At 44.2% G+C, this 16,340-nt stretch carries 15 protein-coding genes; 5 read left to right on the forward strand and 10 right to left on the reverse strand.

Going from position 1 to position 16,340, the window contains the following annotated elements; all coding sequences use genetic code 11:
* Positions 1-103: 103 nt before the first annotated feature.
* A complete protein-coding gene (locus QF041_RS15690; protein ID WP_307414852.1) occupies positions 104-1,147 on the reverse strand; it encodes a 2,3-butanediol dehydrogenase in 1,044 nt (347 codons plus the stop codon).
* Positions 1,148-1,479: 332 nt separating this feature from the next.
* Between QF041_RS15690 and QF041_RS15695 the strand changes: the two genes are divergently transcribed.
* Positions 1,480-2,391, forward strand: a complete 912-nt coding sequence (locus tag QF041_RS15695; protein WP_307414853.1) for a LysR family transcriptional regulator — start codon at positions 1,480-1,482, stop codon at positions 2,389-2,391.
* A gap of 114 nt (positions 2,392-2,505) precedes the next feature.
* On the opposite strand, the gene QF041_RS15700 is transcribed toward QF041_RS15695, so the two are convergent.
* Complete coding sequence (locus QF041_RS15700) at positions 2,506-4,260, reverse strand: methyl-accepting chemotaxis protein (protein WP_307414854.1); 1,755 nt, start codon at positions 4,258-4,260, stop codon at positions 2,506-2,508.
* A 496-nt stretch (positions 4,261-4,756) separates the two neighbouring features.
* Between QF041_RS15700 and QF041_RS15705 the strand changes: the two genes are divergently transcribed.
* Together QF041_RS15705 and QF041_RS15710 are read left to right on the forward strand one after the other, a co-directional pair.
* The gene (locus QF041_RS15705; RefSeq protein ID WP_307414855.1) at positions 4,757-5,104 is read left to right on the forward strand and encodes a winged helix-turn-helix transcriptional regulator; all 348 of its coding nucleotides are present in this window, start codon (positions 4,757-4,759) and stop codon (positions 5,102-5,104) included.
* A 199-nt stretch (positions 5,105-5,303) separates the two neighbouring features.
* On the forward strand, positions 5,304-6,191 hold the full coding sequence (locus QF041_RS15710; RefSeq protein ID WP_307414856.1) for an SDR family oxidoreductase: 888 nt from the start codon (positions 5,304-5,306) through the stop codon (positions 6,189-6,191).
* A gap of 349 nt (positions 6,192-6,540) precedes the next feature.
* Here the strand turns inward: QF041_RS15710 and QF041_RS15715 are convergent, their stop codons facing one another.
* From QF041_RS15715 to QF041_RS15725, 3 genes are all read right to left on the reverse strand, one after another.
* Positions 6,541-7,893 (reverse strand): amino acid permease, encoded by a 1,353-nt coding sequence (locus QF041_RS15715; RefSeq protein ID WP_307414857.1) that lies wholly within the window; start codon positions 7,891-7,893, stop codon positions 6,541-6,543.
* A 152-nt stretch (positions 7,894-8,045) separates the two neighbouring features.
* Complete coding sequence (locus QF041_RS15720; RefSeq protein ID WP_307414858.1) at positions 8,046-8,327, reverse strand: hypothetical protein; 282 nt, start codon at positions 8,325-8,327, stop codon at positions 8,046-8,048.
* 166 nt (positions 8,328-8,493) lie between these two features.
* Positions 8,494-8,949, reverse strand: coding sequence for a GNAT family N-acetyltransferase (locus tag QF041_RS15725; RefSeq protein ID WP_307414859.1), 456 nt, complete (start codon positions 8,947-8,949; stop codon positions 8,494-8,496).
* 255 nt (positions 8,950-9,204) lie between these two features.
* Between QF041_RS15725 and QF041_RS15730 the strand changes: the two genes are divergently transcribed.
* Both QF041_RS15730 and QF041_RS15735 read left to right on the forward strand, forming a co-directional pair.
* The gene (locus QF041_RS15730; protein ID WP_307414860.1) at positions 9,205-9,780 is read left to right on the forward strand and encodes a GNAT family N-acetyltransferase; all 576 of its coding nucleotides are present in this window, start codon (positions 9,205-9,207) and stop codon (positions 9,778-9,780) included.
* Positions 9,777-10,124, forward strand: coding sequence for a DUF1801 domain-containing protein (locus QF041_RS15735; RefSeq protein WP_036606185.1), 348 nt, complete (start codon positions 9,777-9,779; stop codon positions 10,122-10,124). The genes QF041_RS15730 and QF041_RS15735 overlap by 4 nt, the downstream gene beginning before the upstream one ends.
* Before the next feature lie 532 nt (positions 10,125-10,656).
* Here QF041_RS15735 and QF041_RS15740 read toward each other — a convergent pair.
* The 5 genes from QF041_RS15740 to QF041_RS15760 all read right to left on the reverse strand — a co-directional run bounded on the left by QF041_RS15740 (position 10,657) and on the right by QF041_RS15760 (position 16,327).
* Positions 10,657-11,961 (reverse strand): DUF1963 domain-containing protein, encoded by a 1,305-nt coding sequence (locus QF041_RS15740; RefSeq protein ID WP_307414861.1) that lies wholly within the window; start codon positions 11,959-11,961, stop codon positions 10,657-10,659.
* Between the two features lie 107 nt (positions 11,962-12,068).
* Entirely contained in the window at positions 12,069-13,247 is a 1,179-nt protein-coding gene (locus tag QF041_RS15745; protein ID WP_307414862.1) for an alanyl-tRNA editing protein, read from the reverse strand.
* 259 nt (positions 13,248-13,506) lie between these two features.
* Entirely contained in the window at positions 13,507-14,259 is a 753-nt protein-coding gene (locus QF041_RS15750; RefSeq protein ID WP_307414863.1) for an iron ABC transporter ATP-binding protein, read from the reverse strand.
* Positions 14,256-15,320: an iron chelate uptake ABC transporter family permease subunit gene (locus QF041_RS15755; RefSeq protein WP_307414864.1), complete on the reverse strand. Its 1,065-nt coding sequence runs from the start codon at positions 15,318-15,320 to the stop codon at positions 14,256-14,258. The genes QF041_RS15750 and QF041_RS15755 overlap by 4 nt, the downstream gene beginning before the upstream one ends.
* Positions 15,317-16,327, reverse strand: a complete 1,011-nt coding sequence (locus QF041_RS15760; RefSeq protein WP_373461395.1) for an ABC transporter permease — start codon at positions 16,325-16,327, stop codon at positions 15,317-15,319. The genes QF041_RS15755 and QF041_RS15760 overlap by 4 nt, the downstream gene beginning before the upstream one ends.
* Positions 16,328-16,340: the final 13 nt, after the last annotated feature.

A 16,340-nucleotide genomic window follows, 5' to 3' on the forward strand; every position in this document is an offset into this window, starting at 1 on the left:
AGAGAATGAAATATAAAAAAGACCGATCATCTTCATGAACGGTCTTTTTTACATTTCTTGAATGATCAATCAACATTTGAAATGACACTTCGCTATTGATTTTTTAGCCGCCAATCTCTACCAAAATCTTCGCATGGCTCTTGTCGCTCATTAACAGCTCAAGCCCTTCCTGAACGATGTCGTCAAGTTTGATTTTCTTGGTGATGACCTGTTTCACATCGAGCGACCCTTCAGCAATCAGTGAAATCACTTCAGGGAAAATGTGGCGATATGCCAGCGTTGCCGTTAGATTCGCTTCTTTGACCAGAAGATCAAAGAAGTTCACTTGAAGCGGATTTGGAATCGCTGCGATGACAACAACTTCTCCGCCTTTTTTGACAACCGCAATGGCACTATCCATCGTTGGTTGCACACCTGCTGCTTCATAAGCTACATCAATGCCGCCCGATTGTTGCAAGATCACCTCTGTTGCATTGACTTTGGCACTGTTCACCGGAATCGCACCCAGTTTGGCTGCCAGGTCCAGACGTTCCTCAAATACATCGACTGCATAGATCTCAGAGGCTCCTGCAGCTTTGGCAGACAGAATGGTCAGTAGTCCAATTGGACCTGCTCCGTATACGGCTACCTTGTTCCCCACTTTCAGCTTGCTGTGACGAACCGCGTGAAAAGCTACTGCTGTAGGCTCTACGAGCGCGCCTTCTTCGAAAGATACGTTATCCGGTATGGGATGAACCATGTATGCTTCAACAACAACATACTCCGCAAAACCACCATCACCATTCAGTCCAACGAATCCAAATTGAGTACACTGGTTGTAACGCCCCTGGATACAGTACTCACATTTTCCGCAATGGTACAACGGCTCTACCACAACTCGATCCCCTACACTGATACCGCTTACATTACTCCCCAATTCACTCACGGTTCCTGCAAATTCATGACCCAATGTCAATGGTGCTTTCTGTCCTGAGAGCGGATGATTCTCGCCTTCTTGAATCCCCACACCATGATGATAGGCATGCAAGTCACTGCCGCAGATCCCCGCATATTCCACTTTGATTTTGACCTGACCCGCTTGAGCAACCGGAATTTCCCGCTCTTCCACACGCACGTCTTTATGGGCATACCATACTGCTGCTTTCATGAAGTTCATCCCCTTTATATGATTGTCTATATAAGTTGAACTAGAAATGTTACACCTAATTACGCTGATTGCAGTACCATCTTTCGATCGCTCTTATCCCCAGATTTTCTTCATTCCCTTGATCCAAGGGAAAAATCCGGTGATAAAGGCGCACGCTCTGCTTCTTCAGATTGGTTCTGCACTCTGCGTTTCTGGTGTAAAAGTAAGGTTCTACTTATATAGTAAAGAACTATAACGCTTGTCTATATATTATATCGCTGTTCATGTATTATTCATATTTATAGATACTAATGTTAACATTAGTTGTATTAATGCTAAACGGAGATGAAATCATGAATCTGGAACAGCTCGAATATGTCGTTGAAATTGCGAAAACGCAGTCATTCTCCGCCGCCTCGGAGCATCTACATGTCACACAATCGGCGATCAGCCAATCGGTTCATCGTCTGGAGAAAGAATTGGGTATCATCCTGTTCGAACGCTCGCGGCAGGGAACTCATCCCACTCCCGAAGGTAAACAATTTATTGCCAAGGCACTGGACATTTTACAGCGGATTGATGAATTAAAATCCCTGAACGCCGAAGCCTCCTCTCTTAGTGGAGAACTTCATGTGGCTACTTTTCCAAGTGTCATGCCCTATCTTGTCCAGTCTACTGCGGATATGAAGCGTGAGCACCCGCAACTTAACATCTCCATTGAAGAGAAAGGGTCCATGGAAATTATCGAAGATATTCGCAACAACAAAACCCATCTGGGCTTTATCGCGATCTACGCCAAACAATTGCGGGAATTCGATGGACTTCACTTCAGTCCCATGTACTCGGGTAAGCTGGTAGTTGGTACTCATCACCTGTCTGAACTTGCCAAGCACAGCCGTGTTTCACCTGATCAATTAAAAGAACACAAACTGGCACTCTATCGAGATGGTTTCATCGAAGACTTCATCAAGGAATTCACCTATGATCATGGACCTCTGTCCATTCTGTTCAAAACAAATAATTCAGAAGCCATCAACATGGTGTTAAGAAACGATATTGCCGCCACGATTGGTCACGACTTTTCCTTTCACCAAAATCCCTTATGGAAAGAAGGTCTGGTGAAGATGGTAGAGATCGCTGGAATCGATCAACCAAAAATGCAAATTGGCTTCGTACAGACGGAGTCCAAGGAGTCCGCCGTAGCTGCAGAGCGATTCGCCCAACGCTTCAGACAGGCGATAGAACTGGATCATTTAAAAATTTAAATCTAAAAAAGTGCTCCACCCTTTGAAGGAAGTTTGGGATGAACACCAACTTCTCCAAGAGCGGAACACTTTTCTGACTACCTCTTGCGTTACTATTACTACACCTTACTCAAACTATACTTTCACTTTACGTACGGCTTCACTCATCTCATTCGTCTGCTGCTCCAGCATTGTGGAGGTCTGCGCCACCCTGTTGAACATGGCCGACTGTTCACGCATCAAGCGATAGATTTCATCCGAATGATCCGACACACCGGCTGATATCTGCGAGATCGTATTGACGGAGGCTGCAGCCTCTTCCGATCCTGCCGAGATTTCCTCTGCCGCAGCGGAGACTTCCTGAATGCGACTGGTCACCAGTTGGAACGCATCAACTACATGGGCGAAAGCTTGCTCCGCTTCTGCGGTAATCGTAACACCTTGTCCAATCTCGGTTGCAGTAACCCCCATCTGTGAGCCAATCTGCTGTGATTCTTGTTGAATACGAAGCAGCAAGTCGGAGATCCGTTCCATGGATGTGCTTGAGGCCTCAGCAAGCTTCCGAACTTCATCCGCCACAACCGCAAAACCTTTGCCGTGTTCTCCTGCATGTGCTGCCTCTATGGATGCATTAAGTGCAAGCAGCTTCGTCTGACTCGCAAAATCACGAACCGTGTGCAGGGCACCCCCAATTTCCTGGGAGTAGTTGTTCAGCACCTGCACCATCGCTACAACTTCACTTGAGACATTTGAGATGCTCTCCATCTGTGTTTTCATCATTGTCATGCTCTGTTTACCGGACTCCGCCGTAGAAAGCGCACTTGTTGCTGCATCCGATACAACCATCGAGGATTCGGATATATCCGTTATGCCTTTTGCGATCTCTTCCATCGCATGCGCACTATCGCTCGCACCCTGCTTCTGGGTATGTGCGCCTTGCCTAATCTGTTCGACAGATTGATCAACCGTCTTGCCCATCTCAAGCATCTCTTCGGTACTACGATTAAATTCCTTCGTTGACTCTGATAAAATATCTGTGGTTACTGCTACGCCTTCAACCATGTTACTCACAATCTTATTCAAGTTCCCGGACATATGTATCATCGCTTGATATGTTGTTCCAATCTCATCTTGGCTGCGCAAACGATACGACGTCAAAATTTGATTCGCTTCTGCAAGCTCACCCTGTGCCATTTTTTCCACACTCGCCTTCAGCGGTTGAAGTGGTCGCAGTCCTCTTACGATAAACCACGTGACAACAGCAATGCCTATAAGTGTAATTAGTAGCAATAAGGCATAGAAGGGAATACTCGATTTCATAATATCCGATTCAATGCTTCCGATCACCGATACCGCCGTATCGATACCAATTACACCTGTTACAGCACCTTTACTATCCAGCATGGGAGCGTAAGAGGAAATATAGTCGCCGTACTCCTCATTGTTAATAATTGAAGAACTGGCTGTTTGCCCCTGCAACAGCTTCTGAACAGCCCCCTGAGGGACATCCGTTACTTCATTAATCGGTGAGGCTTTATCTGCATCCTTCATGCCATCCACCATAATAAGTGGCGTACCTTTATCATCTATTTTGACGAAATACACATACATTGCACCAATGCTTACGCGAAAGTCATCCAGTTCATCACGAATCTTCAAGAATTCGTCATTCTCCTTGGGGTCCTTGGCAAACTCGGCATAAGATGCTGTATCCAGCTGATTCACATAACTCTGAGCAATCTGGATGTTGTAACTCGAAATGGCCTCCTGCGCAGCTAGTTTCATATTCGCCACCTGTAACAGCATGCTTCCAACGGCTATAATCGTAATGACCAGTGTGACTACTGCAACAATGCGCACAACCAAACGTTTTCTAAAAAAACCAATCATCCGCTCCTCTTCCTCTCCCGTGAACCCAAGCCTTTTTGACTAGGCGTTACCCAAAAAACGCATGCTTGAAGCACTATGTATGGGAAAATAGTAAACGAATATGTCGAATTAGGCAAGAAAATATTGGGTTAACATAAAAACGCTATCATGGCCGTGGTAGCTTTGTTCTTGGAACAAAAAAACTCCAATGCAAGCATTAGAGTATGTTCAAAGTCGAAAAGGATAACTCATCCCGGAAAACCTTTGTTCATATCTTCTAGATAATGTATGTATTCGTGTAAAGGTGCCCCTATTGAAGCATCCTCATTTATAATGAACACTGTACTTTCACATCATTTTCGTTATTCATATTCTTGCCTACTAATCATTCCAATTTTTTGCACGGCCTTGTAAGATGCTGTTTTTTCGTAATTGAGTCAGCGGATATACGATTTAAGGTTTGAATCAACACATGTACTATAATATTGGAAATTAAATGAGGGATGGTGTTTCTCAATTGAAAACTTTTTATTGTGATCTAGAAATTACCTTGGATGTCATTGGCGGAAAATGGAGACCTCTTATTCTATATTACTTAATAAAAGGTCCTAAACGGACCGGTGAATTGAAAAGGCTCATGCCAACAATTTCTCAGAAAATGTTAGTTCAGTCTTTGCGCGAGTTGGAGAGTGGTAATCTGATTATAAGAAAAATATACAATCAGGTACCACCAAAAGTCGAATATTCAATATCAGAAATGGGTATGTCACTTGAACCCACTTTGCGAGCTCTTTGTGAATGGGGTCAGAATTATGCAGAGAAGACATTGAGCAAGGATGAATATCAGAGAATAAATGTAGAATAGCGTAATTTCAAAGAACAACTTTATTTTGTACTTCGTCCTAATTATCACCTTTTAGTTACTATATAACCTAAAAGTACGTACTGTTTTAAAAGTAATACATGGTACATAATGAGACCTGTGACCATGAAGAAAATCAAAGAATACTCTCCAATTGTAAGATTAAAAAGTTTATTAATAAAAGTTCAAAGGGGTTATTACTATGGGCAAAATACTTATTACTGGAGCAACAGGTAATCTCGGCAGCAGAACACTAGAGCTTCTTCTTAGAAAAGTTCCGTCAAATCAGGTCGCTATATTGGTCCGTGATCCGGAATCTGATAAAGTGGAAAGGTTTGTTAAAGAAGGTGTCGAAGCTCATCAGGGCGACTATTTTGATTATAACTCCCTTCTGCGAGCTTTTAGCGGTGTTGAAAAAGTTATGCTTATTTCCGCACAAGCATTTACCGACCGCAATACGCAACATTTCAATGTGATCGCAGCTGCAAAGCAGGCTGGTGTTAAACAAGTGATCTTCACGTCGATCATACGAAGAGAAAATTCTAATCTTGTTGTGCCCGAAGTATCAACATCCGACTTATTTGCTGAACAAACACTTAAAGCATCCGGATTAGCCTATACCATTCTACGGAATCCACCGTATCTTGAAGTCATGCATTCCTATTTCGGAGATGCGCTTAAAGTTGGCGTGCGAGTACCAGAGGGTTCCGGTAAAGTAGCCGCTGCATCTCTGGATGATTTGGCGGCAGCCAACGTAGCCGTTCTCACCCAAAACGGACATGAAAATAAGTCATATACTCTAAGTGGCAGTGAGGGAAGCTCTTTTGCAGACATCGCTGAAGCCCTATCGGAGATTAATGGGATTAATATCCCTTATGAGGCAATTAGCGAAAAAGAATATCTAGACACTATGGTAGCGAATGGCTTACCTGTTGTTATGACTGATTTCTTATTAGGTTGGGTGCGAGGAATCAACACTGGAGAATTCTCGGAGACGTCTGGGGATCTTGAACGTTTGATTGGCCGAAAACCAATGACATATAAGGAATTCTTTAAAATCAAATCTCAGTTTTCTAAAGTTGTAGATTGAAAGCTGACACGTTATTTACCTAACTCTAAAAAAATTCAGGCTATTTGCAAGGAGCGTCATTCATCCGGGTGATCACCAGTTAATGGCCGCAAAGTACCCCGATCCTTTGGAAAAACTACCAAGAGATTAGATGTATGTCTAATCGGAAATAGAAACAAGTTAATGTCCATTCCAGCATTCGGTGTAGGCATTGTCCAGGCAATTCCCACACCTGGAGTGACTTCCTAGCAAGCCTAGTTGTTTCAGTTTACTGTTAAATGGCATAGAAGGGTATAAAATAGGGACTGCTAAAAGCAGTCCCTATTTTACTTATAAAGTTTTCTCACTAATTACGGCAACGCACACCATACTAAACTGTTCGTCCATTCGTCCTTCTGAATCGAATCAGGGACCAGATAATCAGCAACGCGAGCACGGCAATACAGATGCTAATGCTGAACCGATTACCTTCATCGAATACAAACATGACCGCTATGACACTGAGACACAACACGACAACTCCGGTTATATAAGGGAATCCCCAAACTTTGAAGGTCGGTTGAACTGGATATTTCTTCCGCAGTTTCAACTGTGATGAGGCAATACAGATCCACACAAGGATTACCACAAACCCCGGAACTGCGAGCAATACACGGAACAGTTGATCCTGCGCGAATAGGCCAAGCAAGGAACCTCCGAGCAAAACTACTGAGCACACCAGAAGTGTGTTAACAGGGCTACCGCTGCGATTTGTCTTTGACAATGCCTTCGGAGCTTCCCCGCCCACTGCCATGGAGTGCATCATCCGGGATGCACCATAGATCCCTGAATTCGCAGCAGATAGAACTGCCGTCACCAAAATAAAGTTCATTATGTGTGCTGCTCCCGGCAGTCCCGTGGATGCAAGCACCTGTACAAATGGACTGCTCTCCGGCCCGATCTCATTCCATGGGATAAGACCACAGATGATGAGAATCGGCAAGGTGAAGAACAGAATAATTCTGAGCATGAAATTGCCCACGATTTTGGGCATAACTTTTTCTGCATTTTCCGTCTCGGTCAGGGTCAGACCAATCAGCTCCGATCCCCCATAAGAGAACATGACCACAAGCAGTGCCGAGAAGATCGATGACCATCCGTTCGGGAAGAACCCGCCTGCTTGCGTATAATTTTGCAGATAAGGGGTGTTATCACTTGGGATAATGCCAAAGATCAACCCTGCACCCAAGAAGATAAAAATAATGATCATGGCAATTTTGATCCCGGCCAGCCAAAACTCAAATTCCCCGAACACACCTACACTTAACAGATTAACGAGTATAATGAACGCCGCACAAGCCAGACTCAGCATCCACAGCGGTACTTCACTGAACCAATACTGCAAAAAACTCCCGGCGGCAATCACCTCAATGACACACACCGATAACCACAGAAAGCAATACATCCATCCCATAACAAAGGAGACTCGGCTACCAAATGCCTCCTGCACGAAGTCTTTCATATTTTTGTTCTTGTACACCGTAGCCATCTCCGCCATCGCGGCCATAACAACCAGCAGCAATAATCCGGCAAAAATGTACGTGACAATAACGCCCGGACCTGCGAGTCCAATCGTCTCTGCACTGCCTTTGAAAATTCCTGTTCCAATGACACCACCCATAGCCATAAAACTGATGTGTCTTGGTTTAAGCTTCTTCTGTAGTGTTCCTTCTGTCTGAGCCAATTCAAGTCCTCCTGATGTAAAAAACGTCTGTAATGTCTTGTTTTATAATTTTGAACAACCTCATAAACATAATGTCCAGTATACCCTATTGTCCATCAATCAGCCCAGAAGTTCCTTATGGCCAATTCATCCCAAACATATATGGACATAACCTATGTTTTATACCCCACAATGGCACGAAGCAATCTGTGCACAATCCAGGTGAGCACACTGTAGCCAGCCCCATAGAAGAACCAAGGGCCTATGTTACTCCCCAATGTTAAAAGATCACTCACGATATACAACAAAGGCAGCATAAAAGATATAATCAGCGCTCCCCAAAGTCTAAACCCTTTGGCAAAATAACTGCATATTCCAAGCACCGCAGCAATGATGGGACATAACACCAAGACTGCAAACAGCGGATTCATATGATCGAACCACCAATATATCATGCACGACTCCCTCCACATTCTTCGTCACAAGGCCACGTTGCATTATTGCTGTATTATTGAGTTTATTCTACTCTTTTTCCAACTTTTAAAATGTAAGATATGTTGCAAAATAAAAAAACCAGCATCCTGTAAAAAAACAGAAATCTGGTTTCTCATGCGAATCCATTTAGATTGTCTTTGTCATAAACGTGCTGTTCGGGTCCAATACATAATCCGCGAATGGTTCGCAATATTCAAATCCGAAATCTTCATACAACTTCCGTGCCGGGATAAATGAATCCATTGAACCCGTCTCCAGACTGATTCGCTTATAACCACGGTCTGTGGCAACCTCCATAATATGAGCCAAAATTTTTCTCGCTACGCCTTTTCTCAGATGAGCCGAAGCGGTACGCATCGACTTCAACTCTGCATGCTCTGGATCAAGTTCTTTGATAGCCCCGCAGCCGAGCAAGTCGTCCCCTTCCCAAGCACACCAGAAAGTAATTTCGGGCTCCTTGAGTCCGTCCAGATTCAACGCATGAATACTTTCTGGAGGCGAATCTGCTGCCATCCCTTGCAAGTGCTCCGCAATTAAAGCCTTAACTTGGACTCCACTCAAATCATCCACTTTGATCTCCATAACGTACCACTCCCGCCGACATTTTTATTGGTTTTATCACTGAATGTATATCAATCATTTCATCTTACTACCGTGTTAGGTTTTATGACAAGAGGTTACTTATATCCACTGAAATACGCTATTGTGATTCACCTGTAATTTCCAGTATGATGAGGCTAACAGAATCCAAAGGGGCGAGGTCTATTGCGAAATATACATAGAGTTAAATGTGAAACCAAGGTGAAGCCATCTTAACCTATTTTAAAGGAGACCCCTATGACACTAACTACGGACAACCTGTTTTATAGCAAACGATTAAAAATGACTCCCCCACGTGCTGAAGACGTGGAGACCATGCTGCAATGGAACGAAGACCCGGAGTACCTTCGGAATGTGGATACTGATCTGGCCATTCCCTATTCAGAGAAACAGTTGGAAGATGAGGGCGAAACGAAGAACAAGGAAGTGTACTTCAGACTGCGCACGCATGAAGAGGATCTGCTGATTGGTTTTGTCGTCATTCACAGTATTGAATGGAATAACCGCTGCGGACAGCTTGCCATTGGTATCGGACTTGCCAAACATCGCAACAAGGGATATGGCACGGAAGCGTTGAATCTTATTTTACGATATGCGTTCCATGAGATGAATATGGACCGGGTTGGCCTCGATGTCATCGCCTACAATGCCAAAGCAATCCGTTCCTATGAGAAGGTTGGTTTTCAGTTGGAAGGTCGGGCACGCTCCGCTGTATATCGTGATGGTAAGCGTTACGACCGCTTGATGATGGGAATCCTAAGACCAGAATGGGAAACACACAATCAGATCCATACGGAGGGTGAACAAGCATGACCAAGAATGAAGAAGTCACCGAGTTTATTGAACAGATTCAGATCCCCTGGCAAGTACAAGTCGCTGAACAATTGCGCCAGTTGGTGCATGATACCATCCCTGACGTGCAGGAACGCGTACAATACAAGAAACCTCATTTTTTGAAAAACGGAAAGTATGCTGCGGTCATTTCACCTTCCAAACAAGCCATGTCTTTCACCATCTTCAATGCAACTGGACTCGATCTCCCCGATGGGATATTTGAAGGCCCGGAAGAACGCAAAACGATCAAACTCAAGGAAAAAGATACGCCGGACTATGAATGGTTGGCTGGTTTGTTGAAGCAGGCATCTGCGGAATTGTAGACGGGTCTAGTGAAGAGGCACATACGCCGAAGTAGTAACTTAGGTGGTAATGTGCGGAACGTATGGTGTGGGCCAAGCGCTAACGAATCGGACACACCTTATGTCGCAGTTAAACACGAATTTCAGCAGTCTTATTACAGACCTAACCTCCGATTTTCTTCGAAAAACCTTGCCAATAGAAGCAATAACGTGGCTACGATTCGTTAGAATTCTATACTGCTGCAAATTCGCTCAATAAGATGCGCTAGGTTCGTTAGACTGTGTGAGTACGACAAGCCACCGCCTCTGCACGTAGAAAAAACAACCCATTCGCACTCTGGTGGCTAAATAAATAACATAACCGGCTAACTTTAACAGAAGCCCCCATCCATCCAACGCAGGGCAAAGGGGCGTCCCGTAAGTTCAAGAACTTACGGGATGCCCCTTTGTTATAGTCCGTCTACTACTGTCATTCCAACCTTAACAGCGGTGTAATCTTATAATAAGATGACTGCTTATACTTGCTTATAATATCTTATACTAACTTCCACCATCAAGATTGCTGGTACGATACGGCAGTCATCTGGCACGGCTCACATATGAACATGTAATACATACCCTCACCATATTCCTGAACCTCGCCCCAATCCAGTTGTGCGACAGCCTTCATTCTCGTGGAACAGCGTGGACATGTTGGGTACTCCGCATCCTGAACCCATCCTGGATGGCCGCCGACCTGAGATAGCGATGGCTCCATCGCCCACTCACTGGCATGGAATGCATGACGCGATGCATTCGCAATCCGAAACTGCTGGCCAACATCCGGTGCAAGTTTACCATATTCGTCCGGGTCAATCTCGTCCATTCCCGCAGGCATGACATTATGTGAACTCCATAACGGTTCCCCTGCCGCGTCCATCTCCATGTAAACCACACCGTAACTGCTGCATATCGCGCAAGTCTGTATCTGAAGTCGCTGGGCATACCAAGACACGTCCTTCAATGCTGGATGCTTAACATCCAGACTAATTAAGGTGGTTAAAGCATTGCCACACCATGGACAGCAATTGTTACTAGGGTTCAGCATCGAGAGTGAATTTCCGGTTAACTCCACGTTAGCTCCTTCATTCTCTTTTACTTTATAGAGTGAATAACTTGGGGTGATGAATAATTCCCTGCGCTGCCCGTCTTTTGTAAGCTCCCAACCAGCTTCAGTGGTGTAATGCTCAGGTGCCACGTACAATTCGCTCGCCCAAGATGGCGGAGATTGTCTCCACTGCCGGAACTGCTGCACAACAACATCATCCCCGATATGGGCCAGCATGAGCAAAATATGGTTCCGCTTCTCATCATCGGTGTTCACCTGCTGCAAGAGCCGATCACGCGCCTCACCCGAGGCACTTTTATACAAAATGGCAGGATAATAGATCTCCTGTTCCAGCAGCTCAGGAATTTCGGCAGTCAACGATATATCATGGTAGCAGACCAGATATACCAGAATGTCTTTACCCGTATCTTCATCACCTGTACGAATCCGTTGCATCGCGTAATCCTTCATCTGATCTTGTTGCTCTACAGACAAAGATAGATATACCTGTTCCTCGGATTGTTCATAGGGTGTATAACGAATTAGTGGATCGCGAACCTGAGGTTTGTGCATAATTTTCAAAATTTCGACCGGCTCTGTGATACCTGCATACAAGTTCACGTCACGTCGATTCGCTTCAATGTATCTCTGACGCTCCTCGCGTTCCATCTCCTGCTTGCAAGGCATGCAATAACCACCCGTTTTCGCAGCCGTTGCTGGCAAAATGGTATTTGCACACCCCTCCCGTATACACGGAATTCGTTCTGTCATATTTCAACCTCCTTCAACTATTGGCAATGGAAAACACGCCACAATGTGACGTGCTTGTCCCTTACTCATATTTCAATACCTGCGTGTCTCATAAAGGAAAATGCGAATCAGTGATGTCCCAACTGCTCCTTGGTGAATTCATAAAAGGCAAGCGCATCTTCACTGCTGGCAAAGCCTGCCTGAGCCATCTTTTCACTGCCGCCACCTTTGCCTTGGTAGGCTCCAAGATTGCCTTTGAAGAAAGGTCCACAAGCCCATTCAGGCGGCTGTCCGTTCTGTGCCAGAACTACTTTGGCCTCTGAGATACTGGCGAACAGTACAAGCCCCTCATGGTCTGCCGTCAGCTTGGTAGCCAGGCTCTGCATATCCTTGAGCGATTTGTCTTCAAAGACCTGAGCAATCACCAGCCCTTGCCGAGCGGCCAGAAGTTCCTCCGCATAATAGGCATCATTGGTTGTTTTCACTGCATTCAGCTCGGTTTGCAGCTGTTTTTGCTCCAGTTCCATTTTCTCAATACGCTCCAATAATTCGTCCTTGCTGGTCTTTAATTTAACCATGATGCTGTTGAGCACGTTTTGTGTAGCTGTGAATTCATTCAGGGCTCTTGTTCCACATTTGAAATAAATGCGGGTGCCGCCCTTCACTTTTTCGGTTTTCAACAGTTTGATGATCCCAATCTCACCTGTCGCGGACACATGAGTTCCACCGCAGGCGTTATACTCCACACCCTCGATCTCAACGATGCGAATGTCTTCCGTTACCGTAGGTTGCTTCACCAGTGGTAACTGTGCAGCCTCTTCAGCTGTAACCCAGGACGTGTTGATACGAGCGTTACGATAGATCTGCCGATTCACTTCTTGTTCAATGGCGGTCAATTGACTCGCTCCCAGTTCAGCCGCAGCCACATCAATCGTGTCATACTCCGTACCGAGATGGAAACTGAGCGTCATCGCTTCAGTCATCTTCAGCGTGATTGCCGATAACAGATGCTGTCCCGTATGCTGCTGCATATGATCGAATCTTCGATCCCAATCCAGCTCACAATGTACTTCGTTCTGCTCAGGGGCGCGTTCCAGCTTATGCCACACCTCGCCATCTTCGATGTTCACATCCAGAACAGCGATGCCGCCAATTTGTCCCAGATCACAAGGTTGTCCACCCCCATGCGGGTAAAAAGCAGTCTCCGCCAGCGTGACATATACACCATCTTCCTTATCCACTTTGCCTGTAATTGTTGTATGCCACTCTCTTGTATAAGCTGAGTCATAATAGATTTTTTGCGTCATTGAATCATCCCGATCCCTTCTCGTTCAAATGGGTTTTCATAATCTCCAGATTACACTATCTGGAACCTTCAAGCCAATTTATGGCATACAAAATCGCTTTCCATATCCAAAATAACGCTCTGTGAGCGAAAATACCTTTTGAACAAGAAAGAAAATTTTGCAGGTGGATGCTCGGCATTGAATAAAAAAAAGCAGAGTGAATAATCACTCTACTTTCTGAAAACCATTTTAACAAACAACTTTTCATTAAACCTTATAGCTAATAGATCGCTATCGGTCCATACGGACCATCGATAATTTCAATTTTCGTTTCAAAAATATCTGTTAGAATTTCGGGGTCCATCACTTCATCTACGGTTCCAAAAGCGGCAATTTGTCCATCTTTCATCGCACATATTCGATCCGAATATTTGGCAGCAAAATTGATATCATGCATAACCGTCAGAATGGTTCTCCCGAATTCATTAGCAGCATATCTCAAATGCTCCATCATCCGAACAGAACGCGCAACATCCAGATTGTTCAGAGGCTCGTCCAAAAGTACATATTCCGTCTCCTGACACAAAACCATGGCGACATAAGCTCTTTGCCTCTGACCACCAGAAAGCTCATCTAGATATCTATTTTCCAGATCAGTTAAGTCTAGAAAATCAATATATTTAGAGATTATAGCTTCATCCTCATCCGTTAATCTTCCCTTAGAATAAGGAAACCGTCCGAATCCAGCAAGTTGCCTAACGGTAAGCCTTGTGACAAAATGATTTTCTTGTCGTAAAACCGTTACAATTTTAGCCAAGTCTTTTGACTTGGTTGTAGAAACATCCATATTGGCAACCTTGATCTGACCTTCGTCCAAATCCAAAAGTCTTCCGATCATCAGAAGTGTCGTCGACTTCCCCGCACCATTGGGCCCAATTAAAGAAGTAAGACCGGCTTTGGGTATATGAATATTCAAAGGGCCTATCTCTACCTCGGCTGCATAGGTTTTTTTGACATTATTGATCTGTATCATAAAGAACCCTTCCTTAAAATCACAATTAAAAATGTTAGTCCGCCAACCAATTCTATAATGATGGAAACAACACCTTGGGCATTGAAAACATGATTCATAACAAAGTATGCACCGGTTAAGATCACAAACCCTATCGCAAGAGCCATTGGGAAAACATATCTGTGATCATAGGTTTGCGCGGCCTGATAACTCAAAATCGCAACTAAAAATCCATAGAATGTAAGGGGTCCAACCAAAGCCGTCGAAATGGCCATCAAAATGGAAACCAGGACCAGCGTATAAATCACACTACTTTGATGTTTAGTTCCCAAGGAAGTTGAGACATCCTTACCAAGCGACAGTACATTTAACCTCTTGGCATTAGCAAGTAGCAGGATTGCTGCAATGATGACGATAGGAATCGCAATCGGGAAATAGGCAGAATCCGCATTATTCACGGAAGCAAACATTCTTGCCTGCAAAATATCAAACTCGGACGGTGCAAGAAGTCTTCTCATAAACGAGGATACAGACCTCAGCCCGGTCCCAATGATAATACCGACCAGAAGCAGAAGTTGTAAATTACCGTATTTTCCGGAAAGCAGCCATCCATAAAGGATTAAACACATGATGACCATTGCAGCAACTTGATATAAGAAGGAATCAACACCGCTAAAATTCACAAATACCGTAGCACCAAGGAAAAATATAGTACTCGTATGAATGGTTGAATAAATAGCATCAAAACCTAAAAGAGACGGAGTTATAATTCTGTTATTCGTAATCGATTGAAAAGCAACCGTGGATAAACTTTGGCAAATTGCAGCGATCAGCATTGAAACCAGAGCAACTACCCTTCTTGTAACAACAGGTATGAAAGAAGGCGAAGACACAGGAACCGGATTGTTATAAATCAGTAGCCCAACTGATGCAAAAACGCCCAGAACAATTAATGTTATAAGCAAAATCCAATAACGCTTTTCTTCTTTCTTGGTACGGAAGGCTCTAGCTGATCTTTTTTTAGGACGACGGCTAGAATCGATTTCGATATTCAGTGGATTTCTACTTGCTAAGTCGCTCATCTTACCCTCCTTGTTGACCGCCTTTGTCTTAACAAAATGACAATGAATACGACGGCTCCCACTGTTCCAAGGATCATCGAGACAGGTATTTCAAAAGGCATGATAATGACTCGAGACAGGATATCACACACAATGATGCTGCCCATCCCTAATAAGCACACCCATGGCAGATTGCTCCTGAGATCGTCACCTCTGAACATGGAAACGATATTGGGGACAATTAACCCAAGAAAAGGCAGGTTCCCAATGACAGCTGCAACAATTCCAACGGCTAGTGAAATAAGCGCAGTCCCCAAAAGAATGATCCTGTCATAATTTACGCCAAGACTGGTAGCCACATCTTCCCCTAGTCCGGCTAAAGTCAACCGATCAGCAAAAATAAATATAAGAATAGTCACCAATACAATGAGCCATAGATATTCATACCTGCCAATTTGCACAGATGAAAAGGAGCCTGCAAACCAGCTTTCGATATTTTGAGTCATTTGGAATACAAGCCCAACGAAAGTTGAAAATGCAGAAATGACTGCTCCAAGCATCATCCCAATAATGGGGACAACTAAAGACGAGCGGAGTTTAACTTTCTTTAGAAACATAAAAAAAATCATCGTTCCTATAAAAGAAAAAATGATTGCGCCGGTCATTCTTAGTGTTAAACTCGGGGCAGGAAAGACCAGATAAATAAACATGATCCCCAGTCCTGACCATTCCATTGTTCCGGTTGTGGTAGGTTCCACCAAGCGATTCTGTGTAATAAGCTGCATAACCAGTCCTGCCATTGCCATGGCGGCACCGGTAAGCATTAATGCAACAGTTCTTGGGACACGAGTAATGAAGAACATCTCCATTCCATCCGCTTGTCCTCGTATGTCATAGACTCCAATAAGCAGTGATGTAATGCCTAAAATAATAGTGGCTATAATCGCAATGATAAAAGGTATGGTCCATAGCTTTTTGGGATTATGACGCTGGGGTTGAGAATTCTCAACCCCAGCTAATTTTGGTATTAAATTTTTCTGC

The organism is Paenibacillus sp. W2I17 (genome assembly GCF_030815985.1).
GTDB lineage: Bacteria > Bacillota > Bacilli > Paenibacillales > Paenibacillaceae > Paenibacillus.

Coding starts and splice junctions, on each gene's coding strand:
- QF041_RS15690 (WP_307414852.1), bottom strand. CDS start 1,147: ATGAAAGCAGCAGTATGGTATGCCCATAAAGACGTGCGTGTGGAAGAG.
- QF041_RS15695 (WP_307414853.1), top strand. CDS start 1,480: ATGAATCTGGAACAGCTCGAATATGTCGTTGAAATTGCGAAAACGCAG.
- QF041_RS15700 (WP_307414854.1), bottom strand. CDS start 4,260: ATGATTGGTTTTTTTAGAAAACGTTTGGTTGTGCGCATTGTTGCAGTA.
- QF041_RS15710 (WP_307414856.1), top strand. CDS start 5,304: ATGGGCAAAATACTTATTACTGGAGCAACAGGTAATCTCGGCAGCAGA.
- QF041_RS15720 (WP_307414858.1), bottom strand. CDS start 8,327: ATGATATATTGGTGGTTCGATCATATGAATCCGCTGTTTGCAGTCTTG.
- QF041_RS15725 (WP_307414859.1), bottom strand. CDS start 8,949: ATGGAGATCAAAGTGGATGATTTGAGTGGAGTCCAAGTTAAGGCTTTA.
- QF041_RS15730 (WP_307414860.1), top strand. CDS start 9,205: ATGACACTAACTACGGACAACCTGTTTTATAGCAAACGATTAAAAATG.
- QF041_RS15735 (WP_036606185.1), top strand. CDS start 9,777: ATGACCAAGAATGAAGAAGTCACCGAGTTTATTGAACAGATTCAGATC.
- QF041_RS15740 (WP_307414861.1), bottom strand. CDS start 11,961: ATGACAGAACGAATTCCGTGTATACGGGAGGGGTGTGCAAATACCATT.
- QF041_RS15745 (WP_307414862.1), bottom strand. CDS start 13,247: ATGACGCAAAAAATCTATTATGACTCAGCTTATACAAGAGAGTGGCAT.
- QF041_RS15750 (WP_307414863.1), bottom strand. CDS start 14,259: ATGATACAGATCAATAATGTCAAAAAAACCTATGCAGCCGAGGTAGAG.
- QF041_RS15755 (WP_307414864.1), bottom strand. CDS start 15,320: ATGAGCGACTTAGCAAGTAGAAATCCACTGAATATCGAAATCGATTCT.